Origin of the sequence: Limnohabitans rimovensis (SeqCode) (genome assembly GCF_965234775.1) — a bacterium.
GTDB lineage: Bacteria > Pseudomonadota > Gammaproteobacteria > Burkholderiales > Burkholderiaceae_C > Limnohabitans > Limnohabitans rimovensis.
The window spans coordinates 1,644,819-1,667,529 of the sequence record NZ_OZ248562.1; the positions used below are offsets into that span (position 1 = coordinate 1,644,819).

Annotated in this window: 20 protein-coding genes; 11 read left to right on the top strand and 9 right to left on the bottom strand. The window is 59.2% G+C overall.

What is annotated here, in order from left to right:
* Window positions 1-6: 6 nt before the first annotated feature.
* The 10 genes from AC8GFZ_RS07970 (at window position 7) to AC8GFZ_RS08015 (ending at window position 12,608) form a co-directional block, all read left to right on the top strand.
* Entirely contained in the window at window positions 7-1,689 is a 1,683-nt protein-coding gene (locus AC8GFZ_RS07970; RefSeq protein WP_506644075.1) for a secretin GspD/PilQ domain-containing protein, read from the top strand.
* Between the two features lie 4 nt (window positions 1,690-1,693).
* Entirely contained in the window at window positions 1,694-2,959 is a 1,266-nt protein-coding gene (locus tag AC8GFZ_RS07975; RefSeq protein ID WP_506644077.1) for a type IV pilus inner membrane component PilO, read from the top strand.
* Window positions 2,937-3,494, top strand: a complete 558-nt coding sequence (locus tag AC8GFZ_RS07980) for a hypothetical protein (RefSeq protein ID WP_506644079.1) — start codon at window positions 2,937-2,939, stop codon at window positions 3,492-3,494. Before AC8GFZ_RS07975 ends, AC8GFZ_RS07980 begins: the two co-directional genes overlap by 23 nt.
* The gene (locus tag AC8GFZ_RS07985; RefSeq protein WP_506644081.1) at window positions 3,491-5,236 is read left to right on the top strand and encodes a GspE/PulE family protein; all 1,746 of its coding nucleotides are present in this window, start codon (window positions 3,491-3,493) and stop codon (window positions 5,234-5,236) included. Before AC8GFZ_RS07980 ends, AC8GFZ_RS07985 begins: the two co-directional genes overlap by 4 nt.
* The gene (locus tag AC8GFZ_RS07990) at window positions 5,233-6,321 is read left to right on the top strand and encodes a type II secretion system F family protein (protein ID WP_506644083.1); all 1,089 of its coding nucleotides are present in this window, start codon (window positions 5,233-5,235) and stop codon (window positions 6,319-6,321) included. Before AC8GFZ_RS07985 ends, AC8GFZ_RS07990 begins: the two co-directional genes overlap by 4 nt.
* Before the next feature lie 128 nt (window positions 6,322-6,449).
* The gene (locus AC8GFZ_RS07995) at window positions 6,450-7,256 is read left to right on the top strand and encodes a hypothetical protein (protein ID WP_506644084.1); all 807 of its coding nucleotides are present in this window, start codon (window positions 6,450-6,452) and stop codon (window positions 7,254-7,256) included.
* 8 nt (window positions 7,257-7,264) lie between these two features.
* A complete protein-coding gene (locus AC8GFZ_RS08000) occupies window positions 7,265-8,197 on the top strand; it encodes a hypothetical protein (protein WP_506644086.1) in 933 nt (310 codons plus the stop codon).
* Window positions 8,198-8,543: 346 nt separating this feature from the next.
* Window positions 8,544-9,773, top strand: a complete 1,230-nt coding sequence (locus tag AC8GFZ_RS08005) for a hypothetical protein (protein ID WP_506644088.1) — start codon at window positions 8,544-8,546, stop codon at window positions 9,771-9,773.
* A 10-nt stretch (window positions 9,774-9,783) separates the two neighbouring features.
* Complete coding sequence (locus tag AC8GFZ_RS08010; protein WP_506644090.1) at window positions 9,784-10,614, top strand: prepilin-type N-terminal cleavage/methylation domain-containing protein; 831 nt, start codon at window positions 9,784-9,786, stop codon at window positions 10,612-10,614.
* 71 nt (window positions 10,615-10,685) lie between these two features.
* A complete protein-coding gene (locus AC8GFZ_RS08015; RefSeq protein ID WP_506644092.1) occupies window positions 10,686-12,608 on the top strand; it encodes a helicase HerA domain-containing protein in 1,923 nt (640 codons plus the stop codon).
* Window positions 12,609-12,626: 18 nt separating this feature from the next.
* Here the strand turns inward: AC8GFZ_RS08015 and AC8GFZ_RS08020 are convergent, their stop codons facing one another.
* The 5 genes from AC8GFZ_RS08020 to AC8GFZ_RS08040 are packed head-to-tail and all read right to left on the bottom strand — an operon-like array spanning window position 12,627 to window position 17,193.
* Window positions 12,627-13,808: an acetyl-CoA C-acyltransferase gene (locus AC8GFZ_RS08020; protein ID WP_506644094.1), complete on the bottom strand. Its 1,182-nt coding sequence runs from the start codon at window positions 13,806-13,808 to the stop codon at window positions 12,627-12,629.
* Window positions 13,809-13,826: 18 nt separating this feature from the next.
* Window positions 13,827-15,635 carry a bifunctional isocitrate dehydrogenase kinase/phosphatase gene (gene aceK, locus AC8GFZ_RS08025; RefSeq protein WP_506644096.1) on the bottom strand — a complete coding sequence of 603 codons (1,809 nt, stop codon included), beginning with the start codon at window positions 15,633-15,635 and terminating at the stop codon, window positions 13,827-13,829.
* A gap of 24 nt (window positions 15,636-15,659) precedes the next feature.
* Window positions 15,660-16,346 carry a carbonate dehydratase gene (gene can / locus AC8GFZ_RS08030; RefSeq protein ID WP_506644098.1) on the bottom strand — a complete coding sequence of 229 codons (687 nt, stop codon included), beginning with the start codon at window positions 16,344-16,346 and terminating at the stop codon, window positions 15,660-15,662.
* Window positions 16,347-16,360: 14 nt separating this feature from the next.
* The gene (locus tag AC8GFZ_RS08035) at window positions 16,361-16,795 is read right to left on the bottom strand and encodes a PaaI family thioesterase (RefSeq protein WP_506644100.1); all 435 of its coding nucleotides are present in this window, start codon (window positions 16,793-16,795) and stop codon (window positions 16,361-16,363) included.
* Window positions 16,792-17,193 (bottom strand): MerR family transcriptional regulator, encoded by a 402-nt coding sequence (locus tag AC8GFZ_RS08040; protein WP_506644102.1) that lies wholly within the window; start codon window positions 17,191-17,193, stop codon window positions 16,792-16,794. Before AC8GFZ_RS08040 ends, AC8GFZ_RS08035 begins: the two co-directional genes overlap by 4 nt.
* Before the next feature lie 115 nt (window positions 17,194-17,308).
* On the opposite strand from AC8GFZ_RS08040, the gene AC8GFZ_RS08045 reads away from it, so the two are divergent.
* On the top strand, window positions 17,309-18,379 hold the full coding sequence (locus tag AC8GFZ_RS08045) for an MBL fold metallo-hydrolase (protein WP_506644104.1): 1,071 nt from the start codon (window positions 17,309-17,311) through the stop codon (window positions 18,377-18,379).
* Here AC8GFZ_RS08045 and AC8GFZ_RS08050 read toward each other — a convergent pair.
* Genes AC8GFZ_RS08050 through glyS form a run of 4 tightly spaced genes read right to left on the bottom strand, consistent with a single transcriptional unit; the run spans window position 18,351 to window position 22,710 of the window.
* Entirely contained in the window at window positions 18,351-19,229 is an 879-nt protein-coding gene (locus tag AC8GFZ_RS08050) for a M48 family metallopeptidase (RefSeq protein ID WP_506644105.1), read from the bottom strand. The genes AC8GFZ_RS08045 and AC8GFZ_RS08050 overlap by 29 nt on opposite strands.
* A gap of 9 nt (window positions 19,230-19,238) precedes the next feature.
* Window positions 19,239-19,976 carry a lysophospholipid acyltransferase family protein gene (locus AC8GFZ_RS08055; protein ID WP_506644107.1) on the bottom strand — a complete coding sequence of 246 codons (738 nt, stop codon included), beginning with the start codon at window positions 19,974-19,976 and terminating at the stop codon, window positions 19,239-19,241.
* A 4-nt stretch (window positions 19,977-19,980) separates the two neighbouring features.
* Window positions 19,981-20,556 carry a D-glycero-beta-D-manno-heptose 1,7-bisphosphate 7-phosphatase gene (gene gmhB / locus AC8GFZ_RS08060; protein ID WP_506644109.1) on the bottom strand — a complete coding sequence of 192 codons (576 nt, stop codon included), beginning with the start codon at window positions 20,554-20,556 and terminating at the stop codon, window positions 19,981-19,983.
* A gap of 18 nt (window positions 20,557-20,574) precedes the next feature.
* Window positions 20,575-22,710: a glycine--tRNA ligase subunit beta gene (gene glyS, locus AC8GFZ_RS08065; RefSeq protein ID WP_506644111.1), complete on the bottom strand. Its 2,136-nt coding sequence runs from the start codon at window positions 22,708-22,710 to the stop codon at window positions 20,575-20,577.
* Between the last annotated feature and the right edge of the window lies 1 nt (window position 22,711).

Genomic DNA, 22,711 nt, shown 5'->3' on the forward strand with positions numbered 1-22,711 from the left:
CCAACCATGAACCCATTGAATGCTTTGCCTGTTGGTTCGCGCCCTGGGCTGGCGTACCTGGGACTGGGAATGGCACTCTTGCTCAGTGGTTGCAGCTTGTCGCGCTTCGAAAAACAAATCAGCAGCGGGCATGGCGACATGGCCCAGCGCACCGAGCAAGCCAACGCCTTGTTGCGCAGCTACCCGGGGCCCACACCCGCTGTGGTCACCACCCAGCGGGCGCGCTTCACCACCCAGTCCATCCCGATTGACCGCAGCGAAATGCTGCCCAGCCACATCGCCTCGGTGACGCTGCGCCTGCCCGGTCGCCACAGCGTCAAAACCATTGCCACGCTGATTGAACGCGCCACCGACATCCCGGTCAATGTGTCCAGCGACGCCACCATGCCCGCCAGCCAGTTTGTGCCCATCGGCATGAGCTTCGCCACACCGGTGGCGGCGCCGGTGGTGGCCGCTGGCGCGACGGGGTTACCGGTGCTGAGCGACAAGCAAATTTTGGACAGCGCTCAGCGCGCCGGTGGCACCCGCCTGAACCCCGAGACCGACCCGACCAGACTCAACGACATCGAAATCAACTATTCGGGCAGCCTGGCGGGCCTGCTGAATCAGGTGGCGCTGCGCGCCGATTTGCGTTGGTCCTATGAAGCGGGACGGATTTTGTTTTACCGGGTGGTCACCCGCAACATCGCGGTCAAAACACTGCCTGGTGGCTTGAAGTTGTCGTCTGCTTTGAGCCTGACATCCACCGGTGGAGGCACGGCGTCATCGTCGAGTTCCAGCGACATCAACATTTGGACGGGCATTGAAAGAAACCTGGCCAACATGGTGTCGGTCAGCGGCAGGCTGGTGATCGACCCCAACACCGGCACGGTGACGGTGCGCGACGCCTTTCGCAATGTGGAGGCGATTGAAAAATACATCCAAGGCCTGAACCAAACCCTGATGCGCCAAGTGGCCATGACGGTCGAGGTGTTGCAGGTCAACCTGAAAAGCGAGTTCCAGTCGGGCATTGACTGGAGCTATGTGTCGCAGTCCATGCGCCTGGGCCAATTGCAAATCAATGGGCCCACGCCCGTTGCCAGCGCGGATGCAGCCACCAACATCGGACTGGTGTTGACCAATAAATCGGGCAGCACCAACCAGTTGTTGTTTCAGGCGCTGGAAAAGTTTGGCCGCGTCAGCTCGGCCTATTCCACCGTGGTCACCACCGTCAACCGCCAACCCGTTCCGGTGGGCAGCCAAACCACGCAAAGCTATTTGAAGTCGGTCACCCCGACCATCATCAACACCGTGGGCAGCACTGGCACCACCTATGGTGGCGCCACCCTGACCCCGGGTGAGATCACCACGGGGTTTTCGCTGACCTTGCTGCCCATCTTGCTCGACTCCAACCATGTGCTGATCGAGTGCGGCTTGTCGCTCAGCTCGCTCAAGTCCTTGACTTCATTCAACTCGGGCAGCGGTGCGAGCTTGCAAACCATCCAACAGCCCAGCATCGCCAACTTTGGGGTGTTGCAACGCTTGGTGGCGCGAGGGGGCGAGACCATCGTGCTCAGCGGTTTTGACGCCGAGGCCTTGAACAGCGAACAAGTCGACCCCTTGGTGCAAAGGTTGCCGGGCTCGCGCAAAGGCAGCAACGAGCGCACCACCACGGTGGTGCTCATCACCCCCCGTTTGATCGACCAGTGACGCCATGAACCAAAGCGCTTTATGGGTGAAGTTTGACCAGCACCACTTTGTGCTGGGCATGGAGTGGCGCCCGCTGCAACCGGCCGAAAAACTGGTGCGCAGCACTTTGGCCCAACTGCGCCGCGAGGGCATGCAGTGGTATGCGTCCAGCGGTTTGCAAAGCTTTGTAGGCACCTGCAGCGCCATTGCACAAGCGCGCAAGCCCATGCACTCTGCTGCCCTGCACTTGGCCCACCAGTGGAGCCAAGGCGGCCTGGAGTTGTTTGTGTTTGGCATGACCCAACAGCGCGTGGCCGTGGTGGCCTTGAACGATCGCAGCCCGGTGCCCGGCTTTGACTTCATTGGCGACATGGCCCAGGCGCAATCGCTGATTGAAGAGTTTGAGGCCATCCACGAAGGCTCGGCCATCCGCCGCGTGGGCGACTTGGGCCTCCTGGCCAACGAGGAGCAACTCAGCGCCAACACGGTGTTTGACATGCCCAGCACCGACTCGCGGCTGAAAAAAATTCCCAGCCTGCGCAGTTTTGCAGTGGCGATTGGCCTGCTGGCCTTGGCGGTGGCCGGCATGGCGGGGGTGTACCAATGGCAAATCCGCGATCGCGCTCAGATGCTGTCCAACTTGCCCCCGCCCCCGCCACCCGACCCCAACCCCGCCTACAACCAAAGCGTCGGCCAACGCCTGAGCACCCTGCACCTGCAAAGCCAGGCCTTGTACCAAGCCTGGATACAACTGATTTCGCAACTGCCCCTGGCGCACCAAGGTTGGGTGCTGACCCAAGTGGTTTGCCAAGGCGAGCAATGTCTGGCCGATTGGCAGCGCCAGTACGGCAGCGTGGCCGACTTTCATGCACAACTGCCGGTGCGCACCCGCCAAGCGCAGCACTTGCCGGTGACCAAAGACGCCCTCACCCAACGCATCCAAACCAGCCATGCCACCCCGGTGCAGGCCGGGCCACGCGCATATGCCAAGGCGGCTGACTTGCCAGCGCTGGCAGCGGCATTTCGCAACCAGTCTTCATGGCTGCAAGACCTGGGCTTGCTGGGTGGGCGCAGCTTGCAAGTGGAAAAAGCGCCGGTGTGGAATGCGCCAGCCGAAGGCCTGGTGATCAAGCAAGCCATGCACAAAGGCGCTTGGTCGGCCGAGTTGCCGCTGTCATTGGCGGCTGACTTGGTGCTGCCCCCCCATGCCACGGTGAACGAACTGAAAACCTCCCTGGGCCCGGTCTACGCGCTGACTGGAGACTACTATGCACGGCCGGACACGCCTTGAAGCCGCGCGCGCCATGTGCCTGGCTTTGGCCTGGGGTTGGGGTTGGGTGGTGTGCGCCGCAACGCCCGCGCCAACCGCGCCCAGCAAAACCCTGGGCGAGCTGATCGCCCAGGCCAAACGCGAGCAAGGCAAAGGTCCCCAAACGCCAAGCCCCGCCAAGCCCCGCCAGCCCGCGCGCAAGCTCGAGCCACCCATGCTGTGGACGCTCAGTGGTGCCAACCATCAGTTGGTGGCCGAGGTGCTGGACAACGGCACCATGCACGTGCTGCGCTTGCACGAAGGCGAGCGCCAGTTTGGCCGCTGGACGGTGGATCGGTACAGCGCTCAGGGCTTGTGGCTGGTGGCCCGCGATACCAAGGCCGGCACATCCCGCGAGCCGATGTTTTTGGTGCCCCCCAGCACGGGCATGCCGCTGTCGCATTACCTGCCAGGCCTGCCGCAAGCGCCGGCGCCGCTGGCCACGGGTGGGCCACTGCCCAACAACCTGATTGGCTTGCCACCCCTGCCCGACAACGACAACCCGACCAAGCCATGAGCGGCCCCAGCCTGCACAACCCCAACAGCCAGCTCAGCAGCGAGCCGGTGATGGTCAAGCGCAACCACATCGACGATTTCATGCAGATCCCCGCCTTCAACAGCGTGCTCTCGCATGGGGTCAAACCGGTGCTCACCATCCCCAAGGGCCAGCTGGCCAGCATGATGGCGCTGGGCACCGACAACAGCCGCTTCATCGTGCTGTGCCTGCCCAGCGAATACCGCAGCACGGGCTGGTTCAACCTGATTGAGCAAGGCAAACGCTTGAAGATGGGCTTTGCCGGGGCTTACACCTGCGCGCCCGATATTTTGCAAACCGTGTTGCAAGAGCATGTGCACGAAAAAGATGCCCTGAAAGCTCACAAAGCCCAAGAACACGAGCGCGAAACCATCGCCAAAATCATCCAAGACTCAGCCCCCTTGGGCTGGCTCAATGGCATCGTGGCGCATTGCTTGCAACTGGGCAGCAGTGACATTCATTTCGAAGTGCGCGGCGATGTCACCCTGTTGCGGGTGCGCTTGGACGGCTTGATGCGCTTGGTCAAGCACCTGCCCTCGCGCATGGTGATCAGCGGCATTGCAGCGGGCTACACCGTGTTGTCGCAAGAGGGCTCTAGCTCGGAGGTGGCTTTCAATGCGGGCCTGCCCCAGTCGGCCATGATCCCCATGGAAGTCAATGGCCAAAAACTGCAACTGCGCTACCAAAGCCACCCCAGCGTGGGCGGCTTTGATGTGACCATCCGCATCTTGCGCACCGGCAAAGTCAGCCATGCCGAGTTGCCACAAATCGACAAGCTGGGCTACACCGCATGGCAAATCGAGCAGTTGCGTGAAACCACCCAATCGGCGTGGGGTGGCGTGTTCATCGCCGGTATCACCGGGTCTGGCAAAACCACCACGCTGTCGGCGTTGTTGTCCATGCTGGCCTCTCAAGGGCAGCGCAAGATCATCTCGATTGAAGACCCGGTGGAATACATCGTGCCGGGGGTGTCGCACTTCTCCATCCAGCGCCAAGCCAAGGGCAGCACCCACAACCCTTTTGAGTCGGCCATGATGGCGTTTTTGCGCATGGACCCGGACGTGGGCATGTTTGGCGAAATCCGCGACCGCATCTCGGGGCAAATGGCGCATGCCGCCATCCAAACCGGTCACAAGCTGTTGACCACCGTGCACGCCACCTCGGCGCTGGGGATTGTGTCTCGGCTGACTTCGCAACACATTGGCTTGTTGCGCGAAGACGTGTGCAACGCCGAGTTTTTGTCGCTGCTGGTTTACCAAGTGCTCATGCCGCTCAACTGCGAGCATTGCAAGGTGCCCGCCATTTCTGCCTTGCCGGTGCCGACCTTGGTGGAATACGAAAAATACTTTGGCTTGGATGTGGCCCAGCTTCGCTGCGCCAGCGACATGGGTTGCCCACGCTGCCAAGTGCCAGGGATAGAGGCGGCCAACCACGACCATTCAGGCGTCAAAGGTGTGAAGGTGTGCGCCGAGGTGCTGCCCTTGGACAACACCTTGCTGGGCTTGCTGCACCAAGGCAACGACTTTGCCGCCCGCAGCCACTGGTTGGGCTTGCGCCAAGCCGCGTTTGACCAAGAGGACATGCTGGGCAAAGAAGCCTGGGGCCACGCCTTGTTTGACATGTCGCAAGGACGCATCGACCCTTATCACTTCGAGCGCACCTTTGGCTCTCCCGCTGTCATTGCACGCACACGCCAACTGGCGGTCATGCGGGGTGCGGCATGAAACAGTTGGTGATGTCCATCCCCGTGTGGTTTGCCAAGCGCGATTTGCACGAGCGCCGCGCCGACTTTTATTACGACCTGGCGTCCACCTTGAAAGACCGCGTGCCCTTGTTCACAACGATTCGCAAGCTGGAGTCGCGGGCACAACAACGCACACCGTTGAGTGCCCCCATGTACCTGCAAATGCTCAAAGGGCTGGAGGGCGGCTCGTTGTCAGAGGCGCTGCGCGGCATTGCGTCCACCACCGAGCTGACCATGATCGACGCCACCCAAGCCGCTGGCGACGCCACCATGGCCGATGGGCTGATGTTTTTGTCTGAAACCGTGCACAAAACCGATGCCATGGCGGTGACCATGCGCAAGGCCGTCACCTACCCGGTCGTTTTGTTGTTGATGTTTGCGGCTTTGTTGACCGGTTTTTCGGTGAACGCCGTGCCCATCTTGACGCAGCTCTCACCCGCGAGCAACTGGCCACCGCTGGGCCAAGCTTTGTATGCGGTGTCGCAGTTCATCACCCATTACGGCATTTATGTGGGTCTGCTGGCCGTGGCTTTTTTTGCGGGCTTGATCTACAGCCTGCCGCGCTGGACAGGGCCGGTGCGCAAGCAACTGGACAAATGGCTGCCGCTCAACCTGTACCGCGACTTTGCCAGCTCGATGATGATGATTTCTTTGGCGTCCCTCATGCGTTCGGGCATCTCGCTGCGCTCGTCGCTGGAGCGCACCTACAAGCACAGCTCGCCCTGGGGCAAGTGGCACATCCGGCAAATTTTGATCAACCTGTCCAAGCCCAACAACGGCACCTTTGGCCAAGCCTTTTCCACCGGCTTGTTTGACCAAGAGATGGAAGACCGCATCCAAGACGCCTCTGAGCGCAGCAACCCCATTGAGGCCTTCATCCACATCGGCGTGGGCTCCATCGACCGGATGATTTTGCGCATCGAAAAACGCGCCAAGCAACTCAATAACGCGCTGATGGTGGTGTGCGGTGTGCTGCTGGCCACCATGATGCTCGCGTTTTTCTCGACCACCATGTCATTGCAATCAGGCATCCGCAACCCCACCCAAGGAGTGATACTCAAATGAAACAACCTAACGTCATTGCGAACCCCTCCGCCTTTGAAAGCAGCTCTGTCATTGCGAGGGGCAAAGCCCCGAAGCAATCTGGCTTTAGCTTGCTGGAAATCTCGCTCGTCATCGCACTTGGGACGATGATGACCATTGGCTACTTGTACAACCAATCCCAGGACAACCAACTCAGCAACGCCAAGGTACAAGCAGGCTATTACCTCACCGTCAACGATGCGGTGGGCAAATACATGCTGAACTTCTATGAGGACCTGAAGGTCATACCGCCCGATTGCGCCCAAGTGCGCTTGACGGCAGGTGGTGTGCCATCGGCCATCGCCAGCACAACCAACTGCAAATTCACCACGGGTGCCGCCAGTGGCGTGAAAAGCCCCACCAATGCTTTGCAGCCCACCGTGACCGAATTGAAAAAACTCACCATGCTGGACAGCAGTTTTGAAGACCGCTTTATGTGGCCCACCCTCAGCACGGTCAACGGGCCTAAAGCCTCAGGCACTTGCACCACCGATTGCTTGACCGGCTCCAACACCGAACCCAGCCGGTTTGTCAACCGCATCCAGTTGTGGTGCGACGGCAGCCGGCTCTCAGGGCCTGCCACCGCGACTTGCGCAAACACCATGCAACTCAAAAGCCTGACGTTCAACTCCCAGCCTTTTGCGCCGACGGATCTTGGCAGCTTTTTCAAGCTCAGTCGCAACGAGATGTTGGGCACCTCCATCAACACCATGGGCAGCAACGGCTTCATGTCCTTGGAAACGGCGCTTGACACCGAGGGCAACGGCAAGCTGTACGGGGTGGGCAAGCAAACATCGCAGACCAACCCGATTGTTTATTTCGACAGCACCGACACCAGCGGCAAGTTCAACAACAAGGGCATCACTGGCATCATGGCCGTGCAAAACGCAGCCGATGTGCGGTGCTCAGCCAATTGAGTGTCGCCATGAAAACCGCCCTGATACAAAAGCCATGGCGACACCACTTGGCAGTGTTGTTGGCCCTTGTGCTCTGGTTCTTGCTCAGCAGCACGGGCCATGCGGATACTTGCACCACCCGCACCGTCAAGACCGAATCGGCACCTGCCAGAAGCTACACCGTGGATGCCACACCCATCCAAGAAGTCATCACCTCACACAAGGCGTCTGTGGTGTGGACGGGTTGCCCACCTGGGGCCTTGGCCAGTGGTGGAGAGTGGCTTGCTTATTTTTCCAGAAATTTTGGAACCACCTGGGCAGGTTACGCCACTGATTGGGGAGCCCCTTATTACTGGAATTGGGAAAGAGACAGCCCAACTGAAACACCATTCGCAGTCAATATTCGATTTTTGTACAACATCAATTGCGCTGTTGATCCGCGCACCTATTGTTTAGATAGCAAAGACAATCCTGTTGTGACAACACTAATAAGTGACAGCAATCACGATTCCGGATTGCAAATTTTCGTTGACGTGCGCTTCAGCGCAAGAGACAACAACGAAAAAGGATGCTTATCTATAGGCGGAGGTAAGGAGGCCACATGGAATGTTGAGGGAACCACCGGGTCCACCGTCAGGGGGAAAGCCATGCCGGTTCATCTTATTAACTGTACTTCCTTGCGAATGGACCTCACCCTGACCATCATTAAAACAAAGCCATTTTCGATTCCAGGAACAGATGATGTGGTCACCATCAACCTGACCCGCAACAATAACTTCAAATATTCTCTCTGTTCAGTTGGCAACAATTGCACAGCTGTCCCTATGTTGGGGGCGCCATTCAGTGTTTTCGATTCCGGCAAGCGCTTGACGATCAAGCTCACCAAAACCGTGAGGCCCCTGCCACCCACCAAAAAGTGCGTTGTCCAGTTGCAGTCCGCGCCAACAAGGTCCAGGTTGTAACGCGCTCAATACGCCTGCCCATGTCCACCACCATGTCTTTGCAGCCAGGCATCTGCAACCCCACTCAAGGAATCATCAAATGAAATCCTTACCTGTCATTGCGAACACTTCTGTCATTACGAGCCCCTCCGTCATTGCGAGCGAAGCGAAGCAATCCAGATCGCCACATCGCAACGCTTCCCGCGATGACGCCGGCTTCGGCCTGTTGGAACTGATGCTGGCCGCCATGATCGCCGCTGGCATCACCTTGGGCTATTTGTACAACCAGTCACGCCAAAGCGCCATCAACCAAGCGCAAAGCCAAGCGGGCTATTACCAAATGGTGAGCGACGCGGTGGCCAAGTACATGGCCAACAACTACGACCAGCTCAAAGCCATCCCCAAGCCCAAAACCTGCTCAGCCCCGCAGCTCTTCACCGAAGCTACCGAAGCCACCGCTGCCACCGCACCCACAGGCTGCGGCATAAACGCGCTGTTTCTGTCTGGCTCCGCTTCTAGCCCGGTTGCCAACGGCCTGCAACCCACCTTGACCGAACTTAAAAACACCGGTTACTTGGACGCCAATTTCAGCAACAGCTTTTTGTGGCCCACGCAACTGACCATGTACGCCGCCTCTGGCGTTAAAGCTGGCTCCAGCTATGCAGCACCCGAGTACCGTGTGCAAATTCAACCATGGTGTAACGGCGTCGCACCCAGCACCGACACCGTGTGTGACAAACCCGTGCTGCACAGCTTGGTCTACAACGCCCAACCGTTTGCCGCCAATACCAACAACAGCTTTGTCAACTTCTCACGCTTAGACCGGCTGATGCAAGCCCGCACCACGCTGGGCGCCAATGCCTTTGTCTCTTACGACTGGGCGTTGCAAAAAGATGGCTTGATGTACAGCGATGGCAACAAAAACCAACTGCCCAACTTGCTGAAGTTCATCAGTGGCAGTGACTCAGGCGTTGGCTTTGAAGGGGTGTTGGCATTGCAAGCGACTTACATGCCCATACAAACTTCATCCACACCGACGCCACCGCCGACGCCCTCACCAACAGACATTGTTTGGAAAGCGCCATACAGCGCTTGCGATATTTCAACAGACTTGAACATCGTCGCGCTTGCCAGTAGTTCAATATCGCGCATCGTTAGAGCCAGCACAAAAGACAGTTTCGGTCCCACATGCTTCGACATCAACGTCTTTATACCGACCATGAAGTACCAACCTTTAAAGTGTGTCGCAAACCCCAATACCGCTGCTTTACCCTCGAATGTAAAAAGCCCAAACAACTGTGAACCAAGCAAAACGCCATCCCCTTGGACGCACTGTGAAACAAGTCCCACGGGAGGCTCAAAAGTTGGCCCTTACTGTTGGCAACCGGATGTTGAAACATGGGCCATATACTTTTTGGCAAATGACGAAACTCTGCCTATGGACATGGCGCCGCGCATATTGACTGGTCCGGATCTCTTCTTGAACAATCTCTGCGCTGCCTCGTCATGGTTTAAAAATCAATCCCCCATCAGAACCATAGACACTTATTCCCATTTACCACTACTTACTTATTGCCGATGGGTTCCATTGCAATAACTCACCGGCCATGAAAAAACTTACTGTCACCGGCTTCACTCTTTTAGAGCTGCTCATCGGCATCGTGCTGTTTGGGGTACTGAGCATTGGCTACTACCGCGACCAGCGCATCGAGACCGACATCAGTTTGGCCAGCTTGCAAGCCCAACGCTTTCAGCAAGTCAGCACGGCGCTTGGTAAATTTATGAGCGACAACTATTCCAGCATCAAAGCGCTGCCCGCCACTTGTAGCGCCGTGGTGTACGCAGCCAACCAGCCCAAACCCAATGTGAACTTCAGCGCCTGTAGCCTCACCACCGCCACCACCGTGGTGAGCAATGGCCTGCAGCCCTTGGTGTCAGAGCTGATCGCCAGCGGTTATCTGAGCAAGACCTTTGATGCCAGCTTTGTGTGGCCCGGCTTGGGGCTGGTGTACCAAAGCTACGCCGGTTCGTTCGACCCCGCCAAAACCGACTACCCCTTGGCACCGCTGACCTATGCCTCGCTGATCCAAGCGATGTGCAACAGCAAACCGGTGAGCGCCACCAACACCTGCACCACCCCCGAGTTGCGCAGCTTGGTGTTCAACACCCAGCCCTTTGCAGAAAACCCAAACTACTTTGGCATGCGACGCGGTGAGCGGCTTTCTTTGATGCGTGAAACCTTGGGGGCAAAGGCCTTGATGTCTTACGACGACGCCATGCAAACCGATGGTCAGTTGTTCGCTTTGGGCAACAAGTTCTTTCTTGACAACCCTTTGCTGCGCCATGACAACAGCGCCAGTTCTGGCACGACGTTCAAAGGCGTGCAAGACATCTTTGCGCTGCAAAACAACTTCAAACCCAGTGAGGCTACTAAATGAATCGCACATCCACCCGATCGCCACGTCGCTTTGCCCCTCGCGATGACTGAGCCACAGGGCTGAAACTCTCCATGTCCACCCCCATCACCACCTTGGCACATTTGCGCGCTGCGCCGGTGCATGAAGGTTTGCGGTTTTCAGCGGCCGATTTGGAAAAAATGCCTTTGATGGGCGTGGGTTATCACTTGCAGTTTCGCCAGGTGTGGCTGGACATCCATGAAGAGGCTTTGGCCCAACACCCGATTTCACAAAACGAGTTTTTGGTGTTGCTGGCCACCGAGGCCAGCCAACCGCCTTCAGACGCCAGCCAAGCGGTGAACATGCTGGTGCAGCAGTTGGTGGTGGTGCGGGTGGAAGACTGGGAGGTGGCGCACCCACCACTGCCCAACGGCCACACCCATGTGCTGCGTTGCGCCATTTTGGTCAGCTTCAACCAAGCCCCCAACCCCGAGGCACCCTGGGGCTTCACCAGCCAAATCAGTTTGCACAAACCCGCCTCGGCATTTCGGGTGTACGCACCGTCGCCCAAGGTCTTGCAAGGCTTGGTGAATGGCACGCTGCCGCCCCAAGGGCTGATGGACTTTGGCCGTCTGCGCTACAACGAGCAAAGCGATTGGGGCAAGCAGGCCATTTACACCCGCATCAACATGAAAGACATGGTGACCAAACGCACGGCCATGCTGGGCAAAACCCGTTTGGGCAAATCGAATGTGGTCAAGCTCATCGCGCAAGGCATGTTGGACTACACCGCCACCACCCAAAACGTGGGGCAGTTGCTGTTCGATGTGAGTGGCGAATACTCCAACACCAACCCGCCCGAAGGCGAAATCACCTTGGCCTCGCACAACCGAGGGCGCTGCATCGCGTATTTTTTGACTGAGCGCCAAGGCAATGCCGATGGTCGTTTGCTGCGCTTTAATTTTTTTCAAACGCCCGCACAGACCCTGGACGTGATGCGGGAGTTGCTGCCCCCAGTGGTCGCTGAATCGGAATCGGTGCGCGGCGTTTTGACCTGCCGCATGGCCGACCTGTCACCGGTGCCCCATGAGTCAGAAGTCACCCGACTCAAACACCTGCGCAAGGTGATGCTGCTGTGGGCGGCGCTGGACGCGGCGGGCTTTGCCTACCACCCCGAGCACCTCAAGTCCTGGTTGGACAGCCTGGGCTTTGCGACACCCTACAACCCAGGTTTTTCGATGGGCTTGCGCCAAGCGGCCTACCAGGCCATTCACAACCACCCGGCCCCGGCGGTGCCCAACACCATGGCCAGCCTGATGTTCGAAATGAACACGCTGGCGCGTTTTCGCCTCACCTATGCCAACGACCCGCATTTGACGGTGCAAGGCCGCCCGGTGTTTGACAACGAAGAGAACATTTTGATGCGCTTTTTGTGCGCCGAGGGTGGTCAAGGGCCTTACCAGTTGCGCAGTTGCTTGCCCTATCACAGCCCAATAGCAGAGGACTTCACGCAGCACATCTTGTCCGCGCTGGACGAGGGGCGCACGGTGATCGTTGACCTGAGCAATGCCCCCGACCGGGTGGTGCGCTACTTTGCGCAAAAAATGTGCATGGCCATTTTTGCCGAGCAAGAGCACAAGTTCAACCTGAACAGCTTGGCGGGGCGCTACATCCAAATTTATTTTGAAGAGGCCCACGACATTTTTCCGATCCAGGGGTCGCTGATGACCAACGTGTATTCGCGCTTTGCCAAAGAAGGGGCGAAGTTTCACATTGGCATTGCCTACGCCACCCAATCGCCCACCACCATCAACCCCGACTTGTTGGCGCAAACCGAAAACTTTTTCATCGGCCACATGTCCAGCCAAAAAGAGGTGGACTGTATTTGCGAGTTACAGGTGGCGTTTCAGGGCTGTGAGAATGCCATCCGCTTCAACCGCACACCGGGCTTGATGCAGGTGCTGACCCAATCGCACCGCTATGTGGTGCCCATGCAAGCCAATTTGTACGACGGGCGACAACTGCTGGTCGAATGATGCCCGCCGCAGGGCCTGTCAGACCATCTCAAACGCCATGGCCGTGGCTTCGCCGCCGCCAATGCACAAGGTGGCCAAACCTTTTTTCAAACCCTTGGCTTTCAGGGCATGCAGCAAGGTGACGATGATGCGCGCACCCGAAGCACCAATGGGGTGACCCAAGGCACAAGCGCCGCCGTTGATGTTGACGATGTCGTGGGGCACTTTCAGTTCGTGCATCAGGGCCATGGGGACCACGGCAAAGGCTTCGTTGACTTCCCACAAATCGACATCGCTCACCTTCCAACCGGCACGGGCCAAGGCTTGCTGGGTGGCGCCCACGGGTGCGGTGGTGAACCACTCGGGGGCTTGCGCAAACGTGGCGTGGCTGACCACACGGGCCAAGGGTGTGCAGCCCAATTTTTTGGCGGTGCTTTCGCGCATCATCACCAATGCGGCCGCACCGTCGTTGATGGAGGAGCTGGATGCGGCGGTGATGGTGCCGTCTTTCTTGAAAGCGGGCTTCAAGGTTTTGACTTTGTCCAGCTTGACCTTGCCAGGGCCTTCGTCGATGCCGATGACACGCTCACCGGCGCGGTCTTTGACGGTGACAGGAGTAATTTCAGCGGTGAAAGCGCCCGATGCCGTGGCGGCCTTGGCGCGCTCCACGCTGGTCATGGCAAAGTGGTCTTGGGCGTCGCGGCTGAAGTTGTATTTGGCGGCGCAGTCTTCGCCAAAGGTACCCATGGAACGGCCAGCTTCGTAGGCGTCTTCCAGGCCGTCGAGCATCATGTGGTCGTAAATTTTGTCGTGGCCCATGCGGTAACCACCACGGCCTTTGAGCATCAAGTAGGGCGCATTGGTCATGCTCTCCATGCCACCCGCCACCATCACGTCTTGGCTGCCAGCGCTCAAAATATCGTGCGCAAACATGGCGGCCCGCATGCCCGAGCCGCACATCTTGGACAGCGTCACAGCCCCTGCGCTTTGGGGCAAACCGCCTTTGAAGGCGGCCTGACGCGCAGGCGCTTGGCCTTGACCAGCCATCAAGCAGTTGCCGAACAACACCTCGGTGACAGATGCGGGTGCAATGCCTGCGCGTTGCACAGCGGCGGCAATGGCCGCGCCCCCCAGGTCGTGGGCGGCGAGGGCTGAAAAGTCGCCTTGGAAACTGCCCATGGGGGTGCGGGCGGCGCTGACGATGACGATGGGATCGGACATGGATAACTCCTGGTGATGTCAAAGGCTGGGGTTGGCACGCCGGTGCGGCAAGCGCTTGTCGGCGTCATAGGGGAAAACATCGTGGACGTGGCCGGCTTGGATTTTTTCTTTGTGGCTTTGCCAATAAAGGGGATCGAGCAGGTCGGCATGGTGCTGCATGAACACTTCGCGCACGGCTGGGTTGCCCAGCAAAAACGGGCCAAAGGTTTCGGGGAACACGTCGCGCGGGCCCACGTGGTACCAAATTTCGCCGGACATTTCGTCTTCTTCATTGCGCGGCGTGGGCACGGCGCGGAAGTGGCAGTCGGTGAGGTATTCGATTTCGTCGTAGTCGTAGAACACCACTTTGCCATGGCGGGTAACGCCAAAGTTTTTCCACAGCATGTCGCCGGGGAAGATGTTGGCGGCCAACAGATCTTTGATGGCGTTGCCGTACTCGATGACGCTGCGCGCCATTTGCTGCTGCGAGCGCGGGTCTTGGGGGGCGTCGAACGCCTCTTGCAAATACAGGTTGAGCGGGATCATGCGCCGCTCGATGTAGATGTGTTTGATGACCACTTCCGCCGTGCCCGTGGTGCTGTTGTGGGTGATCTCGAGTTGGCTGGGGGCGAACTTTTCGATTTCGGCGAGCAGCTCGTCGCTGAAGCGCTCGCGCGGAAAGGCCACATTGCTGTATTCCATGGTGTCGGCCATGCGCCCCACCCGGTCATGCTGTTTCACCAGCAAATACTTGCCCTTGATTTGCTCGCGGCTGGTGTCTTTGGGCGCCGGGTAAAAGTCTTTGATGACTTTGAACACGTAGGGGAATGAGGGCAAGTCAAACACCAGCATGACCATGCCCTTGATGCCGGGTGCGATGCGAAAGGCGTCGCTGCTGTGGCGCAGGTGGTAGAGAAAGTCGCGGTAAAACAGGGTTTTACCCTGTTTGATGAGCCCCAAGGCGTTGTAAAACTCGGCGCGTGGTTTGCGCGGCATCATGCCGCGCAAAAACTGCACATAGGCCGAGGGGACCTCCATGTCGACCATGAAGTAGGCGCGGGCAAAGCTGAACAGCATGAGCAAATCGTCTTCGCCGCTGAGCACCGCGTCGATGACCAACTGCCCTTGCGGCGTGTGCAAGATGGGCAAGGCAAAGGGCTGCTCATGAAAGCCATTGATGACCTTGCCGACCACATACGCGCCCTTGTTGCGGTAGAACAGGCTCGACAAGGTTTGGATTTGAAAGTTGGCGCGGGTTTTGACCGAGCCCAAAATTTGGTTGAAGCGCACGAGCACCGCGTCGATGTCGCGGTCGAGGTTTTCAAAAGGGCGGTGCAGGCCGTAATGACGCACCATGTCCAACAAGACCGGGCGCAATTCATTGGACTGTGGGTACCAAGAAAAATACGTCGGGCGGTGCTGGGGGTCGTCGCTTTCGATGTATTCGGTGCTGACCGCTGGGCGCACAAAAATAAAGTCGTTGTGGAAGTAACTGCGATGCAGGATTTTGGTGGTCACCGAGTTGAAAAAGGTTTCGGCCAGCTCGGGTTGGTGGTGATCGACCAGCAAGCCAATGAAATGCAGCTTGACCTGTTGCCACACCTCCATGGCCTGTTGATGCGCTTTAAACTCGCGCTCCAAGCGGGTGGAGCATTCTTTGACGCGCAGGTCGTAAAACGCGATGCGCTCGCGCTGAGCGCGTTGCTGGCCGTGCCAATCGGCGGTTTCAAAGCGGTGTTGGGCGCGCGCCGATTCGGCGCGGAACAAGCGGTAATGGTGGTTGAAGCCATCCATCATGGCTTTGGCGATGTCGTAGGCCAGGGAGGAGTCGAGTCGCTGGGGGAACATGGCTGAGGCTGGGCTGCAGGTGGATCAAGCTCGGTTGTTGAGGGCTTGGTGGCGGGCGCGCCAGCGTTGGTGCAAGGCGCGCAAGGCGTGGTCGTAAGCGGGGGTGACTTCGTCAGCGTTTTCGGCGGTGACGGCCATGTCTTGCAGCAGGCCATTGTGCAAGCCGTATACCCAGCCGTGCACGACCACGCTTTGGCCGCGTTGCCAGGCGTCGGAGACCACGGTGGTGCGGCACACATTGCGCGCTTGCTCCAGCACATTGAGCTCGACCAAGGCGTCCACCCGCAGGCTTTCGTCCAAGCCCATCAAAAAGCCTGCCTGTGCATCGCGCACATCTTGCACATGGCGCAACCAGTTGTCGACCAGGCCGGCGCGCTGGTTGTTCAGGGCGGCGCGGATGCCACCACAGTTGCTGTGGCCCACCACAATGATGTGTTGCACGCCCAGCACATCGACGGCATATTGGATGACGCTCAAGGCATTGAGGTCGGAGTGGACCAGCAAATTGGCCACATTGCGGTGCACAAACAATTCGCCGGGCAAGAGGTCGACCAGTTCGTTGGCCGGCACGCGGCTGTCGGCACAACCGAGCCACATGTATTTGGGCTGCTGTTGGGAGAGCAAACCGGTGAAAAACCCAGGCGTTTGTGCCTCGGTAGCGGCCGCCCACTGGCGGTTGCGGTCAAACAGTTCGTTGAGGTCTTTGCTCATGGCGTGGGCGGGCCTCAGTAGGTTTTGGGCACGGGGGCCAGGGTTTGCTGCATCAAGGCGCAGTCACGCACCTGGCCATCGGGCGCATGGTGGCTGACCTCGGCGGTGGTGACGATGATGCGCTTGCCCGCGCGCACCACCTTGCCAATGGCGCGCAAATCGCCGCCCTGGAACGCCGCGAGGAAATTGATTTTGTATTCGACGGTGGTGACTTCGCTGTCGGGCGCGGCCACGGTGAGGCCGGCATAGCCTGCCGCCACATCGGCCAAGGCGCCCATCGCGCCGCCATGGAAGCCCCCTTGTTGTTGGGTCACGGCGTCGCTGTAGGGCAAGCGCAATTCCACTTCGCCCACTTGCACGCGCACCAATTCGACGCCCATGACGCGCAGCATGCCTTGGCGCTCAAAGCTTTGTTGCACGCGGTCGTGGGCAATTTGATCGGCATTCATGGTTTGGCCTTTTTGCGGTGTTTGATGAGCAGGGCACGGGCTTCTTTTTCGTGGGCTTTGACTTCGTCGAGGTTGACCTCGATTTCGGCCAATTGCGCCTCCAACTGGCTGCGGTGTTCAGCCAGGATGAGCAGGAACTTTTCCAACTGCGGCACGGTGTCGCGCGGGCTGTCGTACATGTCGATGAGGTCGCGCGCTTCGGTCAGCGACAAGCCCAGGCGTTTGGCGCGCAAGGTCAGGCGCAAGCGGGTGCGGTCGCGGGTGGTGTAGGTGCGGTTGCGACCGCCAGGCCCCGTGCGCGTGGGTTGCAGCAAGCCCAAATCTTCGTAAAAGCGCATGGCACGGGTGGTGAGGTCGAACTCTTTGGCCAGGTCGCTGATGCTGTAAGTGCTTGCCATGTGCGTTTGTGTTGGGCTTGGCCCTTGTGTGACAGGGCAAGAGGCTTGGCGCTGAAGCCGCCGCCTACAATGCCCATGACGTTTACGTAAACGTCAATTATCCATGAATTCACCCATGACGCCACTCGAAAACCGACTCCACTACCCCCTGGGCGACCAGTTGCCGGCCCCTGGCGACACCTTGGAGGTGTCCCCGGGCGTGTTTTGGTTGCGCATGGGCCTGCCCTTTGCCTTGGACCACATCAATTTGTGGCTGCTGCGCGATGTTCGCGATGGCGTGGTGGGTTGGACCGCGGTGGATTGCGGCATTGACAACCCGATGACGCGCCAACATTGGCAAGCGGTGTTGGACCAGCACTTGCAAGGCGCACCGCTGTGGCGGGTGATCGTGACCCACATGCACCCCGACCACTTGGGTCTGGGCCACTGGTTGTGTGAGCGCTGGCAAGCGCAGTTGTGGATCAGCTTCACCGATTACCAAGCCGCGGTGTTGGCCACTTTGCACCGCGACAGTTTTGGCGGCGATGCGGCGGCGGCGTTTTTTCAGCGGCATGGCTTGCACGACGAAGCCTCACTGGAGCAGGTGCGTGGGCGCTCCACCTACTACGCCGGGATGGTGCCGAAAATTCCCACCCAATTTCACCGCTTGCAAGAGGGGCAAACCGTGGTGATCAATGGCCAAGATTGGCGCTGCATCAGTGGCTTTGGTCATGCGCCTGAGCACATCGCTTTGTTTCAGGCGGATGCGGGCGTGTTGATCAGTGGCGACATGGTGTTGCCGCGCATTTCGACCAATGTGAGCGTGTACGACGCCGAGCCCGAGGCCGATAACCTGCGTTTGTTTTTAGAGTCGATTGACAAGTTCAAGCCCCTGCCCGAGAACACCCTGACCCTGCCATCGCATGGCAAGCCTTTTGTCGGCTTGCACGAGCGCATTGTGCAACTGCATGCGCACCACCAGGACCGGTTGGATGAGGTGTTTGAAGCTTGCGCCCAACGCGCTTGCAGTGCCCACGATGTGTTGCCCGTGCTGTTCAAGCGCCCATTGGATTTGCACCAGACCACGTTTGCCATGGGCGAGGCGGTGGCGCATTTGCACTGCCTGTGGCATGCCGGTCAGTTGCGCCGCAGCGCCGATGCGCAAGGGGTGTGGCGCTTTACCAGCGTGGCAGAGAGTCGTCTTTGAGCAGTTGGCGGCGCTGGGCGTAGTCGGGCACCACGGTGCCCACCGTTTCCCAAAATTGGGGGCCGTGGTTCATCACCCGCAGGTGGCTGAGTTCGTGTGCCACCACGTAGTCGATGACATCCATTTTGAAATGCACCAAGCGCCAGTTCAGGCGAATGGCGCCGTCGGCACTGGCCGTGCCCCAGCGGGTGGTGGCACTGCTGAGTGAGAGCTTGTGCCACTGCACTTGTAAGCGGGGTGCGAAGTGGTTGAGCCGCTCGGTGAAGATGCGCTTGGCCTGGCGCATCAACCAGGCCTGAACGGCATCGCGAATTTGCGCCGGGTCGGCGTGATGCGGCAAGCCCAGGCACAAGCGGTGGGGCACATCTGGCGCAGCGTCGGGGCTGCGTGGCAGCAAGCTGGCGCCCGCCTCTTGGAATTGATGCCCCGGGTCGAGCACCAAGACCATGGTTTCGCCCAAAAAGGGCAAGCAACTGCCCTCTTGCCAGACCATGGTTTGCTGGGCCATGCGTTGGCTGCGTTCGCGCATTTCATCGAGCTTGCGCACAATCCAGTCGCCTTTTTCTTGCAGCGCGGATTCAACCTCAGTGAGCACCACCCAACGCGGTGCGCTGACCACCAAACCATCGGGCCCGACCACCATGCCGATGGTGCGGCGTTTGGCGCGTTTGAAGTGGTAAGCCACCCGGGTATGGCGCAACAGGATTTGGCGGTTGGCTTGCGGGTGAGCAAACTGGGCCGGTGCCATGGCGTCGCTGAGTGCCATGGTGGGCCGGGGGTCGGGCGCCAGCACGGGCGGGGGTGCCGGTGGGTCGAACAAGTCGAGCGCCATTTGCACCAAGCTTTTCATGGGCTGCGTTCAGAGGTAGGCGTCGGGGTCGAGGCGGCGCATTTCCGACTCGATCCAGGCTTGGACCTGGGCCATCATTTCTTCGGGTTCGCGGCCCTCGGAAGGAATGGGTGCACCAATGGAGACATCGACCCAACCCGCCGTTTTGATGAAGGCTTTGCGCGGCCAGCACTTGGCCGAGGTCACGGCAATGGGGATGACGGGGGCACCGGTTTCGATGGCCAAGCGGGTGCCACCGGATTTATATTGGCCTTGTTCGCCTCGCGCAATGCGTGTGCCTTCGGGAAACATGATGACCCATATACCGCGCGCAAGCAGCTCACGCCCTTGCAGCACCACTTTGTTGAAGGCCTGGGCGCGCTGGCTGCGGTCGATGTGGATCATGTCCAAGCGCGACATGGCCCAGCCAAAAAACGGGACACGCAAAAGCTCTTTTTTGAACACATAGGCCAAGGGGTGGGGCATGATGGCCGGGAACAAAAAGGTCTCGTAGGTGGATTGGTGTTTGACCAATAAGATGGCCGGGCTGGTTTGGCCCACAGGTAAATTTTCTTCACCTTGGATGCGGTAGCGAATGCCCAAAATCCATTGGGCAGAGACGATGCATTGGCGCAACCATGCAGCGGCGATCCAGTACAAGCGGTCGCCGCGCACCCCCACGGCGGCCAAACCCAAAATGCGAAACGCATAGGGCACCACGGTGATCAACATCCACAGCGCATGCAACACAGAGCGGATGAAGGCCATGGTGTCAGTGGCTGCGCAAGTGCGTGGACGGCTCGTCCAACAACCAATCCACAAAGCCCGCCAGGTCGGCATGGGTCTGGGTGTGGCTGGGAAAGGTGTCGGGCAAAGCTTGCCCTTGAAAGACAACCCCTTTGCCAGTGTGCACCAGGTGCGGTACACAGCCCACGGCCACGCCGGCTTGCAGGTCGCGCAAGCTGTCGCCCACGACATGGGTGCCGTTCAAAACAATGCCCAAGCGCTCACCAATTTGTTCAAACAAGCCCGGCAAGGGCTTGCGACAGTTGCATTGGTCTTCTGGCCCGTGCGGGCAAAAGAACACCGCATCGATGCGACCGCCCACAGCCGTCAACAACTTGTTCATCTTGGCGTGCATGGCGTTGAGGGTGGCCATGTCAAACAAGCCGCGCCCCAAACCCGATTGGTTGCTGGCCACCACCACTTGCCAGCCCGCGTGGTTGAGGCGGGCGATGGCCTCCAGTGCGCCGGGCAGGGGTATCCATTCTTCGGGCGACTTGACGTAGTCGTCGCTGTCTTGGTTGATGGTGCCGTCGCGGTCCAAGATGACGAGTTTGTTGTTCATGGCTAAGGGTGCGGAGTGTCAAACAGCCAAGCGCGACAAGTCGGCCACGCGGTTCATCGCCACATGCAGCATTTTGAGCAAGCCCTGGCGGTTCAAGCGCAAGTCCATTTCATCGGCGTTGACCATCACGCCTTCAAAAAAAACGTCGACCGGAGCGCGCAAGGCGGCCAAGGTTTGCAAGGACGCGGTGTAGTCGCCAGACTTGAACTGCGCCTCAGATGGGGGCAGCAATTGCTGCATGGCGGCGTGGAGTTGCTTTTCGGCATCTTCGCTGAGCAGCGCTGTGTTGACATGGGCATCGACCTCGCCCGCTTTTTTGAGGATGTTGGCAATGCGCTTGTTGGCAGCGGCCAAGGCGGGGCTTTCGGGCAGGGCGACGAAGGCGCGCACGGCATGCAGACGTTTGGGGACATCGCCCAAGCGCGGTGGATGCAGCGCCAAGACGGCGTCCACCTCTTGGGCGGAGTAGCCTTGCTCGCGCAAATTGCCCGACAAGCGCTCGTCAATGAAGTCCATCAGCGCTTGAGAAGCATCGCTGACTTTGTCACCAAACACGGGCAAGCACAGGGCGATCAGCAAGGGCAGATCCAATGCCAGGTCTTTTTCGATCAGCATGCGGATGACCCCCAGCGCATGGCGGCGCAGGGCAAACGGGTCTTTGTCGCCGGTGGGCAAATTGCCAATGCCAAACATGCCGACCAAGGTTTCCAATTTGTCGGCCAAGGCCACGGCGATGCCCACGTCGTTGGCGGGCAATTCGTCACCCGCAAAGCGCGGCCGGTAATGGTCGGCAATGGCTTGGGCGATGTCGTCGCCATGGCCATCGTGGCGCGCATAGTACTGGCCCATGATGCCTTGCAGCTCGGGGAACTCGCCCACCATGTCGGTGAGCAAATCGGTTTTGGCCAAGCGGGCCGCCAACTGGGCTTTGTCGGCCAAGGCCTGGCCGCCCATTTGCAAACCAATGGCGTGGGCAATGGCGCACACGCGCTGCATACGTTCGCCTTGGGTGCCCAGTTTGTTGTGATAAACCACTTTGTCCAAACCCGCCACGCGCGAATCCAACGTCTTTTTGCGGTCTTGGTCGTAGAAAAACTTGGCGTCGGCCAAGCGCGGGCGCACCACGCGTTCGTTGCCACCGATCACCGCAGAGGCGTCGTCAGGGGTGATGTTGCTGACCACCAAAAATTGATGCGTGAGCTTGCCCGTGGTGTCGAGCAGGGGAAAGTATTTTTGATTGGCCTTCATCGTTAGGATGAGGCACTCTTGGGGCACGTCGAGGAATTGCTTTTCGAAGGCGCAAATCAGCACATTGGGCCGCTCGACCAAAGCGGTGACTTCGTCGAGCAAGGCTGCGTCCTCAATCGGGCGCACGCCTGCACCGATGTTGGCGGCGGCGGCATTGAGTTGACGCACGATGTCGGCGCGGCGTTGCTCAAAATCGGCCACGACTGCGCCGTCTTTGAGCAATGTGTCCGCATACGCATCTGCATGGGCGATGCGCACTGGGTTGCAGGTGGCCTCGAACCGATGGCCTTGGGTGGTAGACCCCGCCTGCAAACCCAAAGCATGCACAGGCAACACCTGGTCGCCATGCAAGGCCACCAGTCCATGGGCGGGCCGAACAAAGCTCACGCTGCTCCAGCCGGGCAACTCACAACCCTGCTCCAGTTGGTAGCTCATCACTTTGGGGATGGGCAGCTTGGCCAATGCATGTTCGAGGGCCAACTGCAAGCCAGACACCAAACCCATGCCGTCAACCGTTTGGTCCAGCATCAGCACCTCGGCCTTGCCCTCACCCGTGCGTTGGAGTTGGGCCACCACGGCGGCATCAAAGCCCAGTGCCCCCAGTTTTTTCAACAGCGCTGGGGTGGCTTGGCCTTGGGCGTCCAAGCCCACGCTCACCGGCATGAGTTTGTGTTGCACTTGGCGCGCTGGGGCCTGTGCGAGCACCTTGTCGATGTGGACGGCCAGCCGGCGTGGTGAGGCGAAGGACTTGATTTGTGCAGCCTCTGCCAACAGGCCTTGGCTTTGGAGTTGCGAAAAAATACCGTGCGCAAAGGCTTGCCCCAATTTGGACAGGGCTTTGGGGGGCAGTTCTTCGACCAGCAGTTCAACCAGCAAGGGCGCTTGTGGGCTCAGGGTGTGGGCCATG